The organism is Chryseobacterium lathyri (assembly GCF_030812195.1).
GTDB classification, from domain to species: domain Bacteria; phylum Bacteroidota; class Bacteroidia; order Flavobacteriales; family Weeksellaceae; genus Chryseobacterium; species Chryseobacterium lathyri_A.
The window spans coordinates 538,179-556,245 of sequence record NZ_JAUSSF010000002.1 but is presented as its reverse complement, the minus strand read 5'-3'; the positions used below and the strand labels follow the sequence as shown (position 1 = coordinate 556,245).

At 37.3% G+C, this 18,067-nt stretch carries 18 protein-coding genes; 10 read left to right on the top strand and 8 right to left on the bottom strand.

From position 1 onward, the window contains the following. Positions 1–14 precede the first annotated feature (14 nt). From J2T03_RS12665 to J2T03_RS12650, 4 genes are all read left to right on the top strand, one after another. Complete coding sequence (locus tag J2T03_RS12665) at positions 15–2,039, top strand: hypothetical protein (RefSeq protein WP_307211537.1); 2,025 nt, start codon at positions 15–17, stop codon at positions 2,037–2,039. Continuing rightward, complete coding sequence (locus tag J2T03_RS12660; RefSeq protein WP_307211535.1) at positions 2,040–3,281, top strand: hypothetical protein; 1,242 nt, start codon at positions 2,040–2,042, stop codon at positions 3,279–3,281. A gap of 34 nt (positions 3,282–3,315) precedes the next feature. Next, positions 3,316–3,654, top strand: coding sequence for a DUF6122 family protein (locus J2T03_RS12655; RefSeq protein WP_307211534.1), 339 nt, complete (start codon positions 3,316–3,318; stop codon positions 3,652–3,654). Positions 3,655–3,720: 66 nt separating this feature from the next. Next, positions 3,721–4,791, top strand: a complete 1,071-nt coding sequence (locus J2T03_RS12650; protein ID WP_306840828.1) for a calcium:proton antiporter — start codon at positions 3,721–3,723, stop codon at positions 4,789–4,791. 29 nt (positions 4,792–4,820) lie between these two features. Here the strand turns inward: J2T03_RS12650 and J2T03_RS12645 are convergent, their stop codons facing one another. Continuing rightward, positions 4,821–5,201, bottom strand: a complete 381-nt coding sequence (locus J2T03_RS12645) for a group III truncated hemoglobin (RefSeq protein WP_307211533.1) — start codon at positions 5,199–5,201, stop codon at positions 4,821–4,823. A 153-nt stretch (positions 5,202–5,354) separates the two neighbouring features. Here J2T03_RS12645 and J2T03_RS12640 point away from each other — a divergent pair, with 153 nt between their 5' ends. The 4 genes from J2T03_RS12640 (at position 5,355) to J2T03_RS12625 (ending at position 7,707) form a co-directional block, all read left to right on the top strand. After that, positions 5,355–6,320: an ion channel gene (locus J2T03_RS12640; RefSeq protein ID WP_307211531.1), complete on the top strand. Its 966-nt coding sequence runs from the start codon at positions 5,355–5,357 to the stop codon at positions 6,318–6,320. Positions 6,321–6,324: 4 nt separating this feature from the next. Then, positions 6,325–6,813: a YkgJ family cysteine cluster protein gene (locus J2T03_RS12635; protein WP_306840822.1), complete on the top strand. Its 489-nt coding sequence runs from the start codon at positions 6,325–6,327 to the stop codon at positions 6,811–6,813. Positions 6,814–6,926: 113 nt separating this feature from the next. Next, the gene (locus J2T03_RS12630; protein WP_307211529.1) at positions 6,927–7,262 is read left to right on the top strand and encodes a hypothetical protein; all 336 of its coding nucleotides are present in this window, start codon (positions 6,927–6,929) and stop codon (positions 7,260–7,262) included. Between the two features lie 178 nt (positions 7,263–7,440). After that, positions 7,441–7,707, top strand: coding sequence for a hypothetical protein (locus J2T03_RS12625; RefSeq protein WP_306840818.1), 267 nt, complete (start codon positions 7,441–7,443; stop codon positions 7,705–7,707). A 296-nt stretch (positions 7,708–8,003) separates the two neighbouring features. On the opposite strand, the gene gdhA is transcribed toward J2T03_RS12625, so the two are convergent. From gdhA to J2T03_RS12610, 3 genes are all read right to left on the bottom strand, one after another. Continuing rightward, the gene (gene gdhA, locus J2T03_RS12620; RefSeq protein WP_223558007.1) at positions 8,004–9,362 is read right to left on the bottom strand and encodes an NADP-specific glutamate dehydrogenase; all 1,359 of its coding nucleotides are present in this window, start codon (positions 9,360–9,362) and stop codon (positions 8,004–8,006) included. A 190-nt stretch (positions 9,363–9,552) separates the two neighbouring features. Next, positions 9,553–10,662, bottom strand: coding sequence for a DNA-processing protein DprA (gene dprA, locus J2T03_RS12615; protein WP_307211527.1), 1,110 nt, complete (start codon positions 10,660–10,662; stop codon positions 9,553–9,555). Positions 10,663–10,695: 33 nt separating this feature from the next. Then, positions 10,696–11,463 (bottom strand): rhomboid family intramembrane serine protease, encoded by a 768-nt coding sequence (locus J2T03_RS12610; RefSeq protein ID WP_307211525.1) that lies wholly within the window; start codon positions 11,461–11,463, stop codon positions 10,696–10,698. Between the two features lie 254 nt (positions 11,464–11,717). On the opposite strand from J2T03_RS12610, the gene J2T03_RS12605 reads away from it, so the two are divergent. Together J2T03_RS12605 and J2T03_RS12600 are read left to right on the top strand one after the other, a co-directional pair. Then, positions 11,718–12,644 (top strand): DUF3078 domain-containing protein, encoded by a 927-nt coding sequence (locus J2T03_RS12605; protein ID WP_306840811.1) that lies wholly within the window; start codon positions 11,718–11,720, stop codon positions 12,642–12,644. Positions 12,645–12,861: 217 nt separating this feature from the next. Continuing rightward, complete coding sequence (locus J2T03_RS12600; RefSeq protein ID WP_307211523.1) at positions 12,862–13,782, top strand: DUF3078 domain-containing protein; 921 nt, start codon at positions 12,862–12,864, stop codon at positions 13,780–13,782. Positions 13,783–13,854: 72 nt separating this feature from the next. Here J2T03_RS12600 and sufD read toward each other — a convergent pair whose 3' ends face one another. The 4 genes from sufD to sufB all read right to left on the bottom strand — a co-directional run bounded on the left by sufD (position 13,855) and on the right by sufB (position 18,001). Beyond that, the gene (gene sufD / locus J2T03_RS12595) at positions 13,855–15,162 is read right to left on the bottom strand and encodes a Fe-S cluster assembly protein SufD (protein WP_306841715.1); all 1,308 of its coding nucleotides are present in this window, start codon (positions 15,160–15,162) and stop codon (positions 13,855–13,857) included. Between the two features lie 117 nt (positions 15,163–15,279). After that, positions 15,280–16,023, bottom strand: coding sequence for a Fe-S cluster assembly ATPase SufC (gene sufC / locus J2T03_RS12590; protein ID WP_306840808.1), 744 nt, complete (start codon positions 16,021–16,023; stop codon positions 15,280–15,282). An 18-nt stretch (positions 16,024–16,041) separates the two neighbouring features. Then, the gene (locus J2T03_RS12585; RefSeq protein WP_307211521.1) at positions 16,042–16,545 is read right to left on the bottom strand and encodes a GNAT family N-acetyltransferase; all 504 of its coding nucleotides are present in this window, start codon (positions 16,543–16,545) and stop codon (positions 16,042–16,044) included. Between the two features lie 7 nt (positions 16,546–16,552). Further along, positions 16,553–18,001, bottom strand: coding sequence for a Fe-S cluster assembly protein SufB (gene sufB / locus J2T03_RS12580; RefSeq protein ID WP_306840804.1), 1,449 nt, complete (start codon positions 17,999–18,001; stop codon positions 16,553–16,555). Positions 18,002–18,067 lie beyond the last annotated feature (66 nt).

The following is an 18,067-nucleotide window of genomic DNA, read 5'->3' as shown; positions in this document are numbered from 1 at the left end:
TATAAAACTCAACCATGAAATCTCTATTATTAAAAACACAGATAATTACTTTCATACTTTTTGGTTTTATGCTTGTTTTTGCACAGAAAAGCATGAAACTTCCCAGCGATGCTATATTTTATATGGAGATCAACGGGAAACAGCTGAACCAAAAAATCAACTGGCAAAAGCTGAATCCTTTATTGCATGAATTAAGCAAGAACAAGAAAAGTAAAGAAAAATCTTCGTGGAATGATTATTCCAAAACGGGAATTAAATATGATGCTACCCAATATCATTATGCGAGTTTTAATGACTCGATACAGACCTATACGACTCATTTTATTGTAGATAATAAAGAAAAGTTCCAGGAATTCATCAATGCTACCAAGAAAAAAGGATTGGAAGTTTCAAAGAAAAAGGATTATTCTTATGTGGATATAGATGATAATATCTTTGTTGCGTGGAATAATGACCGTGCTGTTCTGAGTATGGTAAACTATACCAAGCCCTATAAAGACACCTGGTCGGAAGTTGTTATAGACAGTGTGGCAACTGTTGCTGACAGTGTTGCTGTTGCTACTGCGGACAGCGCTTATGCCATAGAACCTGAAATACCTTTCGACTATAAGGAAGAAATAATAAGCCTGAAGGAACAAATCAAATATTTAAAGGATAACATCAGGGAAAGCAACAAGGAAATTACCAGAATTCAGAAAGATATCAAGTATCTGGAAAAGAATCACAAATATCCGAAGGAAAATGTAGATACCCAGCATTCTGAAGGTGAAGAAGTGTACCCAAAAGAGGAGGAATATACAGAGACTGAAGCAGATACAGCATACCAGAAAGAACTGGATTCTGTACGTATTGAAAATTTCAAAATAGTGAAAAAACTTGCAGAAGACCGTTTTGACCAATACTTCAGCTCAAATTTAGAAATTGAGGTTCCGAAAGCCATGCTCACCTTCAGAGATCCTGATTCAGATGCTTATGTTTATACGGATTACGGGAAAATGGTCAATGATGGCATCTATGGAAAAATGATGAAGCGTTTTGAATTTGGACAGTTTTTAAAAAATGCATACGAATCAAGTTCATACTACAATTTATATTTTGATAAGGATAAAGTAAAGCTGGTCAACAACTATCAGCATAAGAATCCGGAAATCCAGAAGACCATTTCATCCGTTTATAAAGGTAAGAAAAACAAGAAATTGGCAGCGCTGATCAACGAAAAAAGTATTGGTTACTATGTAATGAATGTCAACGGAGCTAAAACTTTCGATTTGATGTACGACCTTCTTAAGGAGACGGGAGATAGTGAATATAAAAAAGAAATGGAACTGATAATGGAGACCATGAAAATTGTTCTGGATGAAGAAGCCATCACCAAAATAGCTCCAGGAAACGGGATATTTGTTCTGAATGAATTAAAATCCAAAAAGGTAGATTACACAGACTACGAATATGATGATGACTACAACGAAAAAGAAGTAAAGAAAACCAAAGATGTAGCTGTTCCTAATTTCACGTTTGCTTTTGCAACAGAAAATGAAGGCTATTGGAACCGTGTTTTCAATGTAATGGCTACTAACAAGCATTTGTCTAAGAAATTCTCAAAAACCGGAAACTTTTATTCATTTAAGGATGAAAAAGGGGGTGGATATATGGATCAGCTGTATATGACAGTAAAAGACGGTGTTGTTTACCTGACTAGTTCTACAGACAATATCAACCCTCAAAGTCAGTCTGATGTTTCTAAACAATGGGCGAAAGATTCATCTAAATATCCATTATCCGGAAGGCTGGATATTCAGAAGCTTTTAATCGGTTTGGAAAAAGAATTTAAAACACCTTCCGAAAGAAAATCTCTGGATTTTATCAGAAAAAATGTGGGTGAAATGTATTATAAAACAGAGGTGAAAGGAGAAAGCGTAGAAACAGAAATAGACTACAACATTAAAAATTCTTCTGAAAACAGCTTAATGTATTTCTTTGACCTGTTTGATGAGATTTATAAAATTAATGAAGAGGAAAAGAAGACTCAAATACTGTAAATGAACAAGAAAAAAATTATTGTCCCGTTAACCCTTCTGCTCGCAGCTGCGTTCTATTTTGTATTTTTCTATAAAAACAAAGCATTAAAGTTTGTTCCTGAAAATGCAGATGCCGTTGTTTTGATCGATGTGAAAAAATTAACGGGACAATATATTTTAAGCTTCATTGCCCATCCCTCAAAATGGACAGAAAATAAAGCAAAAGATAAAAAAACGATTTCATTAAAAGATTCAGGAATCAAAACTCCGGATTTTTTACAGATATTCCACCTCAAAGACACTAAATTTTCAGAATGGTACTGCGTGGTTGAACTAAAAGACCCGCAACAATTCTCAGCTTATTTAAAGAGTTGTCAGTTTGCAAGCAAAGGAAAAAACATATTCCGGAAAGATCAGATTTTCGTCAAAATAGAAGGTGGAAACGGGATTATAGGAACTTCTTATCAGGCTTTTGATCATATTATTAATAAACTCCTTTTTCAGTCTCCCGGAAAAAACATGCTGACTGCAGATGAGTTTATCGATAATTCTTTAGGAAGTATCTCTTTCATTTCCGGACAGAAAATTCAGAATTTTTCAATTGAGTTGAAAGCAGATGAAATTGAAATAAAAAATACGTCAGAAACAGGATCTCTAGCTTCCATTGTAGCTGATATTCAGAAGAAAAACCGATTTTTAGAGGTTGAGCTGGATGCCCGTAATGTGAAAAAATACGCCCGTTTTTTTGATGAAAAACTTGCAGACTCAGCTCAGATCGGGTATTTAAAAGCGACCGCAAATCTTGAACAGGTGAATGACACGATCATCAGCTACGGTTATGATGATAATTTTAATGAGATTGAGAAAAAAACCTTTCAGAAAATTATTCAGCCCAACTATGTAATTGATCTTCAGAGTGCAGCTACTGGAAGGACGTGGGAATATTTTCAGCATAAGAAATGGATCAATGCCCAGAATCAATTCACAGCAATTCCTTTTCAGCCGAATAATATAGAGAGAAATAATAGCGGATTTATCATAAAATCTACCAGAAAACCGATTGTATTATCCCCAAAGATCAAAGAAAACTATATCTTCATCAGAAACAGCCCGCTGCTGATCTCTTCATTAAGTATTTTATCACCGGCAGAGAAAAAGCTGCTTTCCGATATAGAGTTTATATTTTACGGGAATAAAGCACAAGACTATTGGGTGAAAATAAAAGCGAAGAAAGGAGAACTGCCATTGATTTTAAGATGGTAAGATTCCATAATCCTAAAAAACTGACTGAGTATTAATGACTTTATCTGAAATTGCATTCCTTAAAACATTCACACACTATTTTTTACATCTGGTTTTTCCGGTTTTCATAGCCCTTGTTTTTTTTCGTAAAAACTGGAAAAAAGCTTATCTCATTATGCTGGCTACCATGCTCGTAGATCTGGACCATATTTTTGCCAGTCCTGTTTTCGATCCCTCAAGAAATAGTATAGGTTTTCACCTTTTACACTCCTATTATGCCATTGCGGTGTATTTTTTGCTGCTCTTCTTTAAAGGAAATATCAGAATTGTGGCCATTGGTCTTTTGTTTCATATGCTGACGGATTTTCTGGATTTTAACCTGTGGATCCATTAAAATATTATTAATATTTTCTTTTGATATTTCAAATTTCATAGATTTTTTGTATTTTGTAGACGCTTTATGAGATTAAAAGAACTTTTACATTATACGTATATTTTCCCTGTCCTGGCTGTAGGGTATTACTTCTCTGGACTAATGGGAACCGGAATTTTATATGATATTATTGCAGGCATCCTGCTCACCGGAAGTGTTTTATCCGCAGTACATCATGCAGAAGTGGTGGCTCATAAAGTAGGGGAGCCTTTCGGGACTATTATTCTTGCCCTCTGTATCACTATTATTGAAGTTGCGCTCATCATTTCACTGATGGTGGCCGGCGGAGATCAGGCGATCACGCTGGCCAGAGATACCGTTTTTGCTGCCGTAATGATCATTCTTAACGGAATTTTGGGGATTTGTATCCTTATAGGCGGTGTAAAATATCATGAACAGTTCTTTGCAAGGACTTCTGCTACAACCTATCTGGTAAGCATTGTTTCAATTCTTGTTCTTACCCTTGTGCTTCCCAATTTTACCTCAAGTGTCAATGGACCTTTCTATAACGAAGCGCAACTTATCTTTATCTCTATTGCCTGTCTTGTGATCTATGGAGTTTTCCTGATGGTTCAGACCGTGCGTCACAGAAGCTATTTTATCGTTCCTGATGAGCATCCGGAAGAACATTACATTCCCTCGTTGAAAAAGACATTCATAAGCTTCGGTTTTCTGGTAGTATGTCTGATTATTGTTGTATTGATGGCCAAAGGGCTTTCCGGAACCATTGAAGGAATGGTGCAGAGTATCGGTGCTCCAAAATCTTTGGTAGGAGTAATTATTGCTGGGGTTGTACTTCTTCCTGAAGGGGTGGCTGCCATCCGTGCTGCAAGAAGTAATCAGATACAGTCCAGCTTAAACCTGGCATTGGGATCTGCTTTGGCAAGCATTGGTTTAACGATTCCGGCAGTGTCTACCGTTTGTATAGTCTATGATATCCCGTTGGTTTTAGGTCTTGACAAAAAAGATATTATTCTGCTGTCATTATCCGTATTTATTGTAATGCTTTCCTTAAGCCGTGGAAAAACCAATGTCTTATACGGTACCGTTTTATTAGTGAATCTTGCAGCCTACATTTTTACGGTTATTGTCCCATAATCAATCCTCATCAAACTCTCAAATCCGTCTCACAGCCTCCTTGCCAGCTCCATTTTAAAAGCCATCAGCCTGGCAATGTTTTCGGATTTATAAATGGCTGTATCAGCATTTTCTCCGGCAAAATTTTCCTCAATGGTTTCTCTCCAAAGCTTTAACCACTGGTCAAAGTGTTTCTGTTCCATAGCCTGAATTTCATTGATAGGAAAATGAACACCCATAGGATTTCCTTTATAGCTCATCTGTCCAAAAAGAATAGACTCCCAGAACGAATACATTTTCGGAAGATGCTTGTCCCAGTTTACTTTGGCCACATCATTAAAGAAAAAGCCAATCGTCTCATCTTTAACGACTTTCGTGTAAAATGAATTAACAAGATGCTCAATATCCTCTCTTGATTCCAATTTTTTCATGCTTCAAATGTACTGCAAAATCAAATTAAAAATTCAATTGGCAGCTTGATAAATTTCATGAAAACAATAATTTATCTTTGCATCGTAAAAAGGCAAAATTGATAAAAACAAATTAGTGTATTTACATTTAGCGAATAAATAAATATCATAACAATGGCAAGAGGTTTCAGACAGAAGATCCGTCAGAAAAAAACCGAAAACAGCGGTTTTGGCAGCAATGCATCCGGGAGGTTCATTAATAAGGATGGGCTTCCGAATGTAAAGCGAAGAGGCGTGAATGTATTTAATAGGCTGAGCTGGTACCACACCATGCTGAACCTGTCTACTTTCCGCTTCTTATCTTACCTGGTGGTTGCTTATATCCTGATTAATCTGGTATTTGCACTGGTTTACTATCTCATTGGAGTAGAACATCTTACCGGAATTGATAAAAGTGATCCTATGAACGAGTTCATTGATGTGTTTTTCTTCAGCTCGCAAACCTTTACCACAGTAGGCTACGGAAGAATTGCACCTGTAGGCTTCATGGCGAGCTTGGTGGCTACCTTTGAGGCGTTTCTGGGATTGCTTACCTTTGCCATTGCAACCGGACTTTTTTACGGAAGATTTTCAAGACCCAGAGCTTACCTTCGGTTTTCAGATATAGCAGTTATTGCCCCGTTTAAGGAATCAAGAGCTTTAATGTTCAGGCTGGCTCCTTATAAAAACAATGCTTTGACGGATGCGGATGTTATTGTTTCAACGGCTATTGAAGTGATCGAGAATGGGGTTCCAAAAAGTAATTTTTATTCTTTAAAAACTCATCTGAGTAAGATCAACACCCTGGCGCTGAACTGGACGGTAGTTCATGAAATAAAGGAAGATTCACCGTTTTATGGCTTTTCCGAAGATGATTTTAAAAATACGGATATTGAAATCATCGTTCAGGTCCGGGCATTTGATGAAGTCTTTTCCAATACGGTAGTTCAGAGGTCTTCCTATGTATCGGCGGAAATTGTTTACGGGGCTAAGTTTGCTCCAATGTATTATCCGGATAATAATGATCAGACAACCATATTAGACCTGGATAAAATTAATGAATATCAAAAAGCAGATCTCCCTTCTTTGCAGGAGATATAAATAAATGAATTTAGACCTTTACAAAAAGCAGGCTTTACAAAAGCAGAAAGAACATAAGAAATTTCTAGACGGATTGAAAAAGAAACCGCCCAAAAACCTCGATTATATCGTTCAGGAGACCCATGAGGAAGTTTTTGAAGAAGTTGATTGCCTGCAGTGTGCCAATTGCTGTAAAACAACAGGACCTTTATATACCGAAAAAGATATTGAGCGTATTTCAAAACATCTGCGAATGAAACAGGCTGATTTTGAAGCCAGGTTTTTAAGAGTGGATGAAGATAATGACAAGGTACTTCAGAGCCTTCCATGCTTTTTTCTAAATAATGACAATACCTGCTCCATCTATGAAGTAAGGCCTAAGGCCTGCCGCGAATATCCGCATACAGACCGTAAAAAGATCTACCAGATCAACAGTTTAATGCTGAAAAACACCGTTATATGCCCCGCTGCATTTGAATTCGTGGAGAGAATGATGAAGAATATTCCAAAATAAGCCTTCATTTAAAAAATCTTAAATAATTATAAAGTACGTTAAATAAGATAATTACACATAATTTAGTAAAAAGAGTGTCGTTTAAGTTAAACAACCATTTAAAATATTACATTATGAAAAAGTTAGTTTTAACTGCAGCGTTTACTTTAGTCGGCGTAATCGCAGTATCGGCACAGGCACAGACACAGACACAACAAAAGCCGGCCGATACGTCTAATAACCAGACCACTCAGACTCAACAGCAGAATACACAGCCGAGCACTACTACAGACACCAGCACTCAAACACAAAATACCACAGCGACTGCTACGGTAGATGCAGCGGCAACTCCTGCTTCAACTGATGCTACGGCAACAGTGAATACAGAGGCCGCAACAGATGCTACAAAGCCTGCAGAGACAACAAAAGAAGAAAGAAGAGCTAAGAAAAAAGCAAAGTCATCTAAGTAGTAAATATTGAGCAAAGTAGAAAGGGAATCCTGAGATATTTATCTCAGGATTTTTTATTCTGAGAGGTTTATAATTTAAATTGTCTTAAGAAATTATAAATCACGTTAAAACAGTAACTTATAGAATATTTTAGTATAAAAATTGTATTTAACATAATATCATTTAAATTATTAATATTATGAAAAAGTTAATTTTAGCAACAGCATTATTAGTAGGAACAGTAGCTGTTTCGGCACAAGTAACCCCACAGAAAAGAGACACCATGAGATCCGATACCACCAAGAGCAATCGGGATATGAGGAATGACAACAGTACTATGAATAACAACAATAATATGGATAATACTAACAGCAACAACGGCTGGGATAAGGCAAAAACCGATACCACCAATTCGAAAAATAGAGATGCTGTAAAAGGTGACAGAAAAATGAAAAAGAAAAATTAATAAATGGTACATACAGAAGGGGAATCCTGAGATGAATGTCTCAGGATTTTCTGATTTATCTCATGGGCTTTGACTTGTACTATGAATGGTTTCTCTCAATTCTATAAGTTTTTGTTGAATTTCATCAGGAAACAAAAGAATATCGTTTATATTTTTGAAGGTGTTTTCATCCTGTAAAAATAAAAAAGCACAGTATAAATACTGCGCTTTCTCCTTTCACTTTTTACTTTTTTCCCATTATCCCGGGAACAGGCTATATCAAAAAAGGCTGGGAATTTCCCAACCTTTGTTTATTTTTATACCACTCCTTGAGCCAGCATTGCTTCCGCAACTTTTACGAATCCTGCAATATTTGCACCTTTCACATAGTTTACGTAGCCATCTTCGTCTTTTCCGTAGTCTCTGCAAGCTTTATGAATCCCGATCATGATCTCCTTCAGTCTTGCATCAACCTCTTCAGAAGTCCAGTTAAGACGGATAGAGTTCTGCGTCATCTCAAGACCTGAAGTGGCAACACCTCCGGCGTTGGAAGCCTTACCAGGTGAGAACAATATTTTATTATCCAGGAAATAGTTGATGGCGTCTAAAGTAGAAGGCATATTTGCTGCTTCAGTAACACAAAGACATCCGTTTTCTACCAAAACTTTAGCATCTTCAAGATCCAGTTCGTTTTGGGTTGCAGAAGGGAATGCTACATCACATTTCACTTCCCAAGGACGTTTTCCGGCGTGGAATTCAGCAGAAGGATATTTTTTAGCATAATCTTCAGCTCTGTTGTTTCCTGAAGATCTAAGTTCTAATAAATAATCGATTTTTTCTCCGCTGATACCGTCTTTATCATAGATATAACCATCCGGCCCAGAAATTGTTACTACTTTAGCACCAAGCTCAGTTGCCTTTTTGATTACTCCCCAGGCTACATTTCCAAAACCTGATACGCTTACAGTTTTATCCTTGAAAGTCTCGTTGATCGTTTTAAGCATTTGCTCTGCGAAGTATACTACACCGTAGCCTGTAGCTTCTGGACGGATAAGTGAACCTCCATAAGCAAGACCTTTTCCTGTAAGTACTCCGGTAAATTCGTTTCTTATTTTTTTGTATTGTCCGAAAAGATATCCAATCTCTCTTGCTCCTACACCAATATCTCCTGCAGGTACATCTGTTTCAGGACCAATATGCTTGCATAATTCAGTCATGAAAGCCTGGCAGAAACGCATTACTTCCATATCAGATTTTCCTTGTGGATCGAAATCTGAACCTCCTTTACCTCCTCCCATTGGAAGGGTAGTCAATGAATTCTTAAATACCTGTTCGAAGGCTAAAAATTTAAGAACTGAAAGGTTTACAGTAGGATGGAAACGGATTCCTCCCTTGTATGGTCCGATCGCAGAGTTCATCTGAATTCTGAAACCTCTGTTGACCTGGATCTCTCCTTTATCATCAACCCATGGAACTCTGAAGATAATGATTCTTTCAGCTTCAGCCATTCTTTCTAAAAGCTTCATTCCTGTATATTCCTTCTTGGTCATAATAAACGGAATTACAGTCACAGCTACTTCTTTTACGGCTTGTAAAAATTCTGGTTCATTAGGATTTTTTGCTTCAATCTTGGCAATAAACTCCTGGATTTTCTGGTCAATATTATATTGTTCCATATATTAGGGTTGAATATTATTGTCAACAAATTTAATTTTTTTTTCAAGATTCACAACACTGTATTTCAACATTATTTAAAATTAAATAATAATGTTTCGAAATATTATTAAATTGATAATTTGCGATCAAATTTTATTAAATATTAAAAGTTAAGTCTCAAATAATGCAATATTAAGAAATCGTTAATTCTCAAATTGCCATGAATTGCCTCCCGGAAAACGATTTTAGTTTCCCTAAAAGCTCTAATTCTAAAATTATAGGAAGAATTTTATAAGAAGGAACCGAAATCATCTGGGCGAGATCATCCAGAGATACCTGAGGATGGGCTTTTATCGACTGGTATACGGTTTTCTGAGTGTCAGTAAGCTGTATTTCTGTTTCGCTGTATGGAAACAGTTCCGCTACTTTCTCTTTTGAATGACTGAGCCCAATTGAATCTATAAGATCCTTAACCGTAGAAATGGCAGCTGCTTTATTCTGGAAAATCAGCTTATTACATCCCTGGCTGTATGGATCCGTTATCTTTCCCGGAAGGGCGAAAACTTCACGGTTATAGTCGTTGGCAAAGGATGCGGTACTTATTGAACCTCCTCCAAAACCTGTTTCTACCACTATCGTTGAAGGAGAAATTCCGGCTATGATTCTGTTTCTTTGAATGAAATTTTCACGGTCCGGCTTTCGGGATGAATTAAATTCTGTTATCAAACTACCGCCTTCCTGCAGGATTTTTTCAGACAGTTTTTTGTTTTTGGAAGGATACAGCGTATGGAAACCGTGAGCGAGAACTGCCATGGTAGGAATTTTAAACTGAATAGACTGCTCGTGAACCTCTTTGTCAACGCCAAGAGCTAATCCGCTGACAGATATGTATTTAGAAGACTGTGAGGTTTCGAAGAAGTCCCCGATGAATTGTTTGCCGTAAGAAGTCATATTCCGTGTTCCTACAATGCTGATCTTCTGTAGGGAATCGTCAAAATTTCCTTTTTGATAGAGAATTGCGGGAGCATCTTCGCATTCACAGAGCAGGTAAGGAAGCTCTTTAAGATGTCGTAGCCTGATACGGATATTGTTCTTTTCGCAGAATTTAATCTCGGTTTCTGCGAATTTTAGATATTCTTCATTTCCGATATTTGCTACAGTTTTCTTTCCTATACCATCTTTTTTGCTGAATTCCTTTTTTGCTTTCTTCCAGGCTTCTTCAGCACTTCCAAATGTCCGGATAAGTTTTTGAAAGTTAATATCTCCGATCAGGCTGCATTCGCGCAGCGCGATTGCATAGAGATGTTCTTCAGTGATCATGTGTGTTTTTTTTCAAATGTAATGAAATAAGTTTTATTTTTTTCTTAATTCATCCAAATGATCCCAGATATCGTCTCTTTTTTTATAAGGCAGTTCCAGAAAATCCTCCGGGTGATTTTCCTTGTACTCCTGCCACAGCTTATCATCTTTTTCGCTGTAATAGTTCGGGAATTCCCAGATGTATTTCTTTTTCCTGTCGCCCACATTTTTAAAGGCAAAAGCGATGATGCTTCCCACAACCGCTCCTGAAAGATGGGCCTGCCATGATATTTTGCTTGGTTCCTGAAGATTGTAAAATAACTCTTCTGGAAACATGCCCCAAACCAGGCTGCCGTAATACAAAACAACAAGCAGCGATATGGTGAGAAGCTTCATGTTCCATTTGAAAACTCCGCTGAAGAACAGAAAGAAGGCAAGAACATACACCACTCCGCTGGCTCCAATGGTGCAGGTATACATATAGTCGCCGGTGAGGATATCTATCGGAGGCAGCAGCCAGACCAGCATCCCTGTTGCCAGCCAGCCGATAATAAAGACTTTATTGGCGACTAACGGATAGAACTGATATAAAAGAAACAGAAGAACAGCTACCGGGATAGAATTGCTTATGATATGATCAATATTTCCATGTAGAAGAGGGGAGGTGATGACTCCCAGTAAGCCTTCCGGTAATAGAGGTATAATGGCCCCAAAACAGCTTTGAAAAAAGCCCTGCATCTGCAGAAAGTAGCCGAACCACATGGCCGAAAGCATCAGCAAAGGGATAATAACAGCTCTTTTGGAAATTATATTTTTAAACATGTCGAGGTTACGTCAAATCAAAAGCCAACGATAAATTTCGGAAAATTTGTCGATGTATTTAAAAGTGAGGTGTTTATTTTGAGACAAAAGGTTTCAATTTTTAAATGCAGGACCTAATATTTTGACATTGAATGTATTAAACTGGCCTGTTTTTGGATGTTGAAGAGATTTTAATCTGTTTAAAGCTTTTTATAGGCTAATATCGCTTAAAAAAAATTATATTAATATTTTTGTAATGAAAATCATGTAAAATAATGAAGAAGTTTTTATTGATTCTTTCCTTTTCTATGGGGATTTATGCAAGTGCACAAGAAGAATTGAAAAAAGATTCAGTAGTCGTGGATACGGTAAAATACTGGTCGGTATTAGGTAAAAATACTCTGATGATCAATCAGGCTGCTTTTTCAAACTGGGTGGGCGGAGGTGCCAACAATGTAGGATGGCTTGCCGGAGTGAATTACAACCTTACCTATGAAAAAGACAAGGATCTGTGGGAAAATATTATTGCCCTGGATTATGGGCAGAATGATACTAAAGGACTTGGCGTACGGAAAACACAGGATGTAATGAATATTTCCACAAATTATGGGCGAAAATTCTCCAAAAGCTGGTATTTTTCTGCTGGGGCAGGATTACAGTCACAATTTTACAAGGGATATGAAGATGGAAATAATCCGGCAGCTAAAAAAATCTCCAATTTTATGGCTCCCGGTTATCTGAACCTCGGTATGGGTATCACATACAGGCCTAATGACAATCTTACGGTAACCATGCGTCCTATCAATGCCAGATGGACTTTCGTGCTGGATAAGGACTTGCAGTTCGCAGGAAGCTACGGTTTGAAAAATGACGGAGATACTTCACTTTTGCAGTTCGGTTTTCTGGGCACAGCTTTATACAAAGTAAAACTGATGGAGAATGTTCATATAACGAATACAGCTTCTGTATTCTCCAATTACCTTGATCATCCGGAAAGATTGGTTCTTGCTTACGGGGCTGTTTTAAACTTTAAAGTCAATAAGTTTATATCATCCAATGTTACAGTAGACCTCCTGTATGATCATAATCAGATCCAGAAAACGCAGCTGAAACAAACTCTGGGGATAGGATTTGCCTATACTTTGAATAACGGGGTAAAACGTTCAGACCGTAAAGACAGCCAGTGGTGGTTTAAAAAATAGATTATAATTTCAGTTTAATAACAAAGCACTTCAGTATGGGGTGTCTTTTTACAATAGTATATAGTGATTTTAAGTAGGGATAAGTTCACTTTGACTGTTTTCAAGATGTATTTCGCAGTCTTTTAATGCATTAAATACCAATTTAATATTTCAATTGCGAGTGATTAGTTTTTTAACAAAAATTATATGTATATTTTTGTAACGAAAATCCTTACTTATGAAAAAACTTTTATTGGCCGCTTCCATTTCTTTTGGAATCAGCGCAATGGCTCAGGAGGTCAAAACTGATGCTGCTACAGCAGATACCATAAAAGCATGGTCTATCCAGGGGCAGAATACATTAATGCTCAACCAGGCTGCGTTCTCCAATTGGGTTGGCGGAGGAGCCAACAATGTAGGATGGCTTGCCGGAGTCAATTATAACCTTACTTATGAAAAAGGTAAAGATCTCTGGGAAAATATCATCATTCTGGGTTACGGACAGAATAATACAAAAGGCATCGGAACAAGAAAGACACAGGATGTGATCAACCTGTCAACTAATTATGGGCGTGAGTTTGTCAAGAACTGGTATCTTTCAGGCGGGATTGGTCTTCAGACCCAGTTTGCCGGAGGCTATGAGGATGGAAATAATCCTGATGCTAAAAAGATCTCCAATTTTATGGCTCCGGGATACCTGAATATCGGTGCCGGTGTAACGTATCGTCCCAATGACAATTTTACAATGACGCTTCGTCCGGCCAATGCCAGGTGGACGTTTGTTCTGGATGAAGACCTTCAGACCGCAGGGACCTATGGCCTTAAAAATGACGGCGACGTTTCACTGTTCCAGTTCGGTTTCCTTGGTACGGCTATCTATAAGATCAAGATCATGGAGAATATTAACCTGACCAATACTGCATCGGTATTTTCAAACTATCTTGACCATCCTGATCATCTGGTCCTTGGATACAGCGGAATCCTTAATATGAAGATCAACAAGTTTATTTCAACGAATATTACGCTGGATCTGTTATATGATCACAACCAAATCCAAAAAACACAGCTTAAACAGACTTTGGGAGTAGGATTTGCGTATAATATAGATAACGGGAAAAAACGCTCTGATAAAAAAGATAATCAGTCCTGGTTGAAATAACTTCAGACAGTATATAAAAATAAAAAAGCACTTCAGTCCGAAGTGCTTTTTTGGGTATCAATTTATATAAGTCTAAAATTCTATATCAACCTGAAGCTTTTCAGCTAAAAGTTTTGATATTTTTTCTTTAAGCGGTTCAATGTCAATGTTCTGCATTGCATCATTGGCAAAAGCATATAAAAGCAATGCCTGAGCTTCTTTCTTGGAGATTCCTCTGGCTCTTAAATAAAACAGCGCATCTTCATTAAGCTGGCCTACTGTACAGCCGTGAGAGCATTTCACATCATCAGCAAAGATCTCTAATTGAGGCTTGGTATCAATAGTAGCTCCTTCACTTAGCAATACATTGTTGTTTTGCTGATAAGCGTTGGTTTTCTGGGCAATCTTATCTACAAAAACCTTTCCGTTGAAAACACCATGTGCATTTCCATCGAAAATACCTTTGTAGTTCTGGTAACTTTCACAGTTCGGGAAATTATGGTGAACTGCTGTATGGTGATCTACCAGCTGATCTTTTCCAATGATGGTGATTCCGTTCATAAACGAATTGATATTGCTTCCGTTATGAATGAAATCCAGATTGTTTCTTACCAGTTTTCCTCCGAAAGAGAAGGTGTTTACAGTCGTTAAGCTGTCTTTTTCCTGTCTTGCAAAAGTGCTGTCGATAAGATACGACGTATTGTTGTCATTCTGAAGCTTGTGCCAGTCTGCTTTTGCATTAGGAGAAGTAAAGATCTCCGTTACAGAATTTGTCAGTACATAAGTACTGTCGAAATTATGGTGACTTTCTATCACCTCTACTTTTGCTCCTTCTTCTACAATCAATAAATTTCTTGTATTATAGAATGTATTTTCTTCCTGATTCTGAGAAATATAGAAAATATGGATCGGTTTTTCGATCACTACATTTTTAGGAACCTTCAAGAAGAAACCGTATTTGCAATAAGCAAGATTTAAGTTCGTGAAAGCTGTGTCTTTAGAAGCAATGGTATTGAAATACTTGTCAAATACTTCTTTATGTTTTTCATCATTCAAAGCATAGTTGAATGAAAGGAATTCTACATTTTCTATAGAAACTTTTGAAAGCTCTTTATGAAGCTTACCGTTCACAAAAACGATCCAGTCAAAATTTTCTTCTCCCAGATGCAGCTGATCCAGCTGTTCTTTGGTAATATTATGACTTTCCTTAGGGAAAAAATTGTAGTTTTTCTCTGTGATCTCTTTTATGCTGGTATACTTATATTCTTCGTCTTTTTTTGTCGGAAAACCTAAGTTTTCGAAATTCTGAAGAGCAGTTTGTCTATCTCCATCCAGAAATCTGTGACGAAGGCTCTCCAAAAATTCACCGTGATTGTCAATAATCTGATCGTATAAAGCCATTACTGATATTTCGGCCATCACACCTTATTTTATATATTTAAAAATAATAATATTTACTGCGGTTTTTCCGCATGTTCAGAAAGGATTGATAAAATCCCTGCTGAAAAGAGTTTCTTCTTAGTTAAGAAGCCAGTCGTAGCCTTTTTCTTCAAGCTCTAAAGCAAGGGATTTATCACCGGTTTTGATGATTTTTCCATTGGCAAGAACGTGAACAAAGTCAGGCTGGATATAGTTAAGCAATCTCTGATAGTGAGTAATCAGAAGAACTGCATTTCCTTCATTTTTAAAGTGATTGACACCGTCTGCAACGATTCTTAAAGCATCAATATCTAATCCTGAATCAGTCTCATCAAGGATCGCCAATTTAGGATTAAGCATCATCATCTGGAAGATCTCGTTTCTTTTCTTTTCACCTCCGGAGAAACCTTCGTTCAGTGATCTTGAAAGGAAATCTTTTTTGATGCCTAATTGCTCAGATTTTTCACGGATAAGAGCAAGCATTTCTTTTGCCGGCATTTCATCCAGTCCGTTTGCTTTTCTTGTTTCGTTTAAAGCAGCTTTAATGAAGTTGGTTACAGATACCCCCGGAATTTCCACTGGATACTGGAAAGAAAGGAAGATCCCTTTATGCGCTCTGTCTTCAGGAGCATCTTCGCTGATGTTTTCTCCCTGAAAAAGAATTTCTCCTTCCGTTACTTCATAATCTTCTTTTCCTGCAATGACAGAAGAAAGAGTAGATTTTCCAGCTCCGTTAGGTCCCATGATCGCATGAACTTCTCCCGGTTTTATTTCAAGATTAATACCTTTTAAAATTTCTGCGCCATCTTCAATTTTGGCGTGCAAGTTTTTTATTTCTAACATTTTTATTTGCTAAACAAATTATTTTTGAATTCTATATACTAAACTTTCAGGCTGACCAGGAACATCATTAAGCGCTCCCATACGCATCATACCTGCCTTTTCCAAAACTTTAACAGAAGCTATATTGTCAGGACGAACAATTCCAAATATCTCTTCTTTACCAATATCGGTAAATCCAAAGTCTATAGCTTTCTTTGTGAACTCTGTTGCATATCCTTTTCCCCATGCTTCCACAGCAAAGCGATATCCAAGATTTAGTTTTTCCTCTTCTCCATACATTTTATAGCTCAAGCCTCCAAAGCCGATAATGCTCTTGTTTTCTTTTGCTATAATGGCCCAGCTTCCAAAATCATATTGATCCCACTGTTCCTGTATTCTTCTGAATGTACTTTCTGCTTTTGCAGCATTCATTGGTCCACTTGGGTTATACAGATTGGTCTGCGGATCGCTGTTAATTTCAAAAAACCTTTCAAAATCATCATTTTCAGGTCTTCTTAAAATTAAATTTTCTGTAGTTTTCATCCTCAAATTATCCAACAGAACCTTCAAGAGAGATCTCTAATAATTTCTGAGCTTCAATGGCAAATTCCATTGGAAGTTTATTCAATACTTCTTTACTGAAGCCATTTACAATCAGAGCAATAGCTCTTTCCGTATCAATCCCTCTCTGGTTACAGTAGAAGATCTGATCTTCTCCAATTTTTGAAGTGGTAGCTTCATGCTCCAGTTGGGCGGTAGGATCTTTGATTTCGATATAAGGAAAGGTATGCGCACCGCATTCATTACCCATCAACAGGGAATCGCACTGGGAGAAGTTTCTTGCTCCTTTTGCAGAAGGCATTACTTTTACCAGTCCTCTGTATGAGTTCTGAGATTTTCCTGCAGAAATACCTTTTGAAATAATTGTAGACTTGGTATTTTTCCCAATATGGATCATTTTTGTTCCGGTATCTGCGTATTGGTGATTGTTGGTCACCGCAATAGAGTAGAACTCACCAATAGAGTTATCTCCCTTCAATATACAAGACGGATATTTCCATGTTACGGCAGATCCTGTTTCAACCTGCGTCCATGAGATTTTTGCATTTTTCTCGCAAAGTCCTCTTTTCGTTACAAAATTGAATACTCCTCCTTTTCCTTCTTCATTTCCCGGATACCAGTTTTGAACAGTAGAGTATTTAATTTCTGCATTATCCATTGCGATAAGTTCCACAACAGCTGCGTGAAGCTGATTTTCATCTCTTGATGGAGCTGTACAGCCTTCAAGGTAAGAAACATAACTTCCTTCATCAGCGATTACAAGCGTTCTTTCGAATTGTCCTGTTCCTGCCTGGTTGATACGGAAATAAGTGGAAAGCTCCATCGGGCATCTTACGCCTTTTGGAATATAACAGAAACTTCCATCAGAGAATACTGCGGAATTCAGTGCTGAATAAAAATTATCTCCTCTCGGAACTACTTTTCCAAGATATTTTCTTACTAAATCAGGATGATTTTTAATAGCCTCTGAAATAGAACAGAAAATAATTCCTTTTTCCATTAAGGTATCCTGGAACGTGGTTTTCACAGAAACTGAATCTATTACGATATCTACAGCAACTCCTGAAAGTCTTTTTTGTTCTTCGATATTGATTCCTAATTTTGCAAAAGTGGCCAACAATTCAGGATCAACCTCATCTAAGCTCTCCAATTCAGGTTTTGCTTTCGGGGCAGCATAATATTTGATAGCCTGAAAATCAGGTTTTTCATATTTAATGTTTGCCCAGGTAGGTTCTGCCATTTTCAGCCAAATTCTGAAAGACTCCAAACGCCATTCTGTCATCCATTCAGGCTCCTCTTTTTTCGCGGAGATAGCACGGACGATATCTTCATTTAAACCGATTGGAAACTCTTCATAATCTATCTTCGTTTCCCACCCGAATTCATATTTTTTATTTTCTAGATCGACTCTTAAATCGTCTTCAGTATATTTACTCATTGTTTTTTTTGATTTCAGATATTAGGCTCAGATCTCAGAACAGGTCTGGTATCTGGATCTAATATC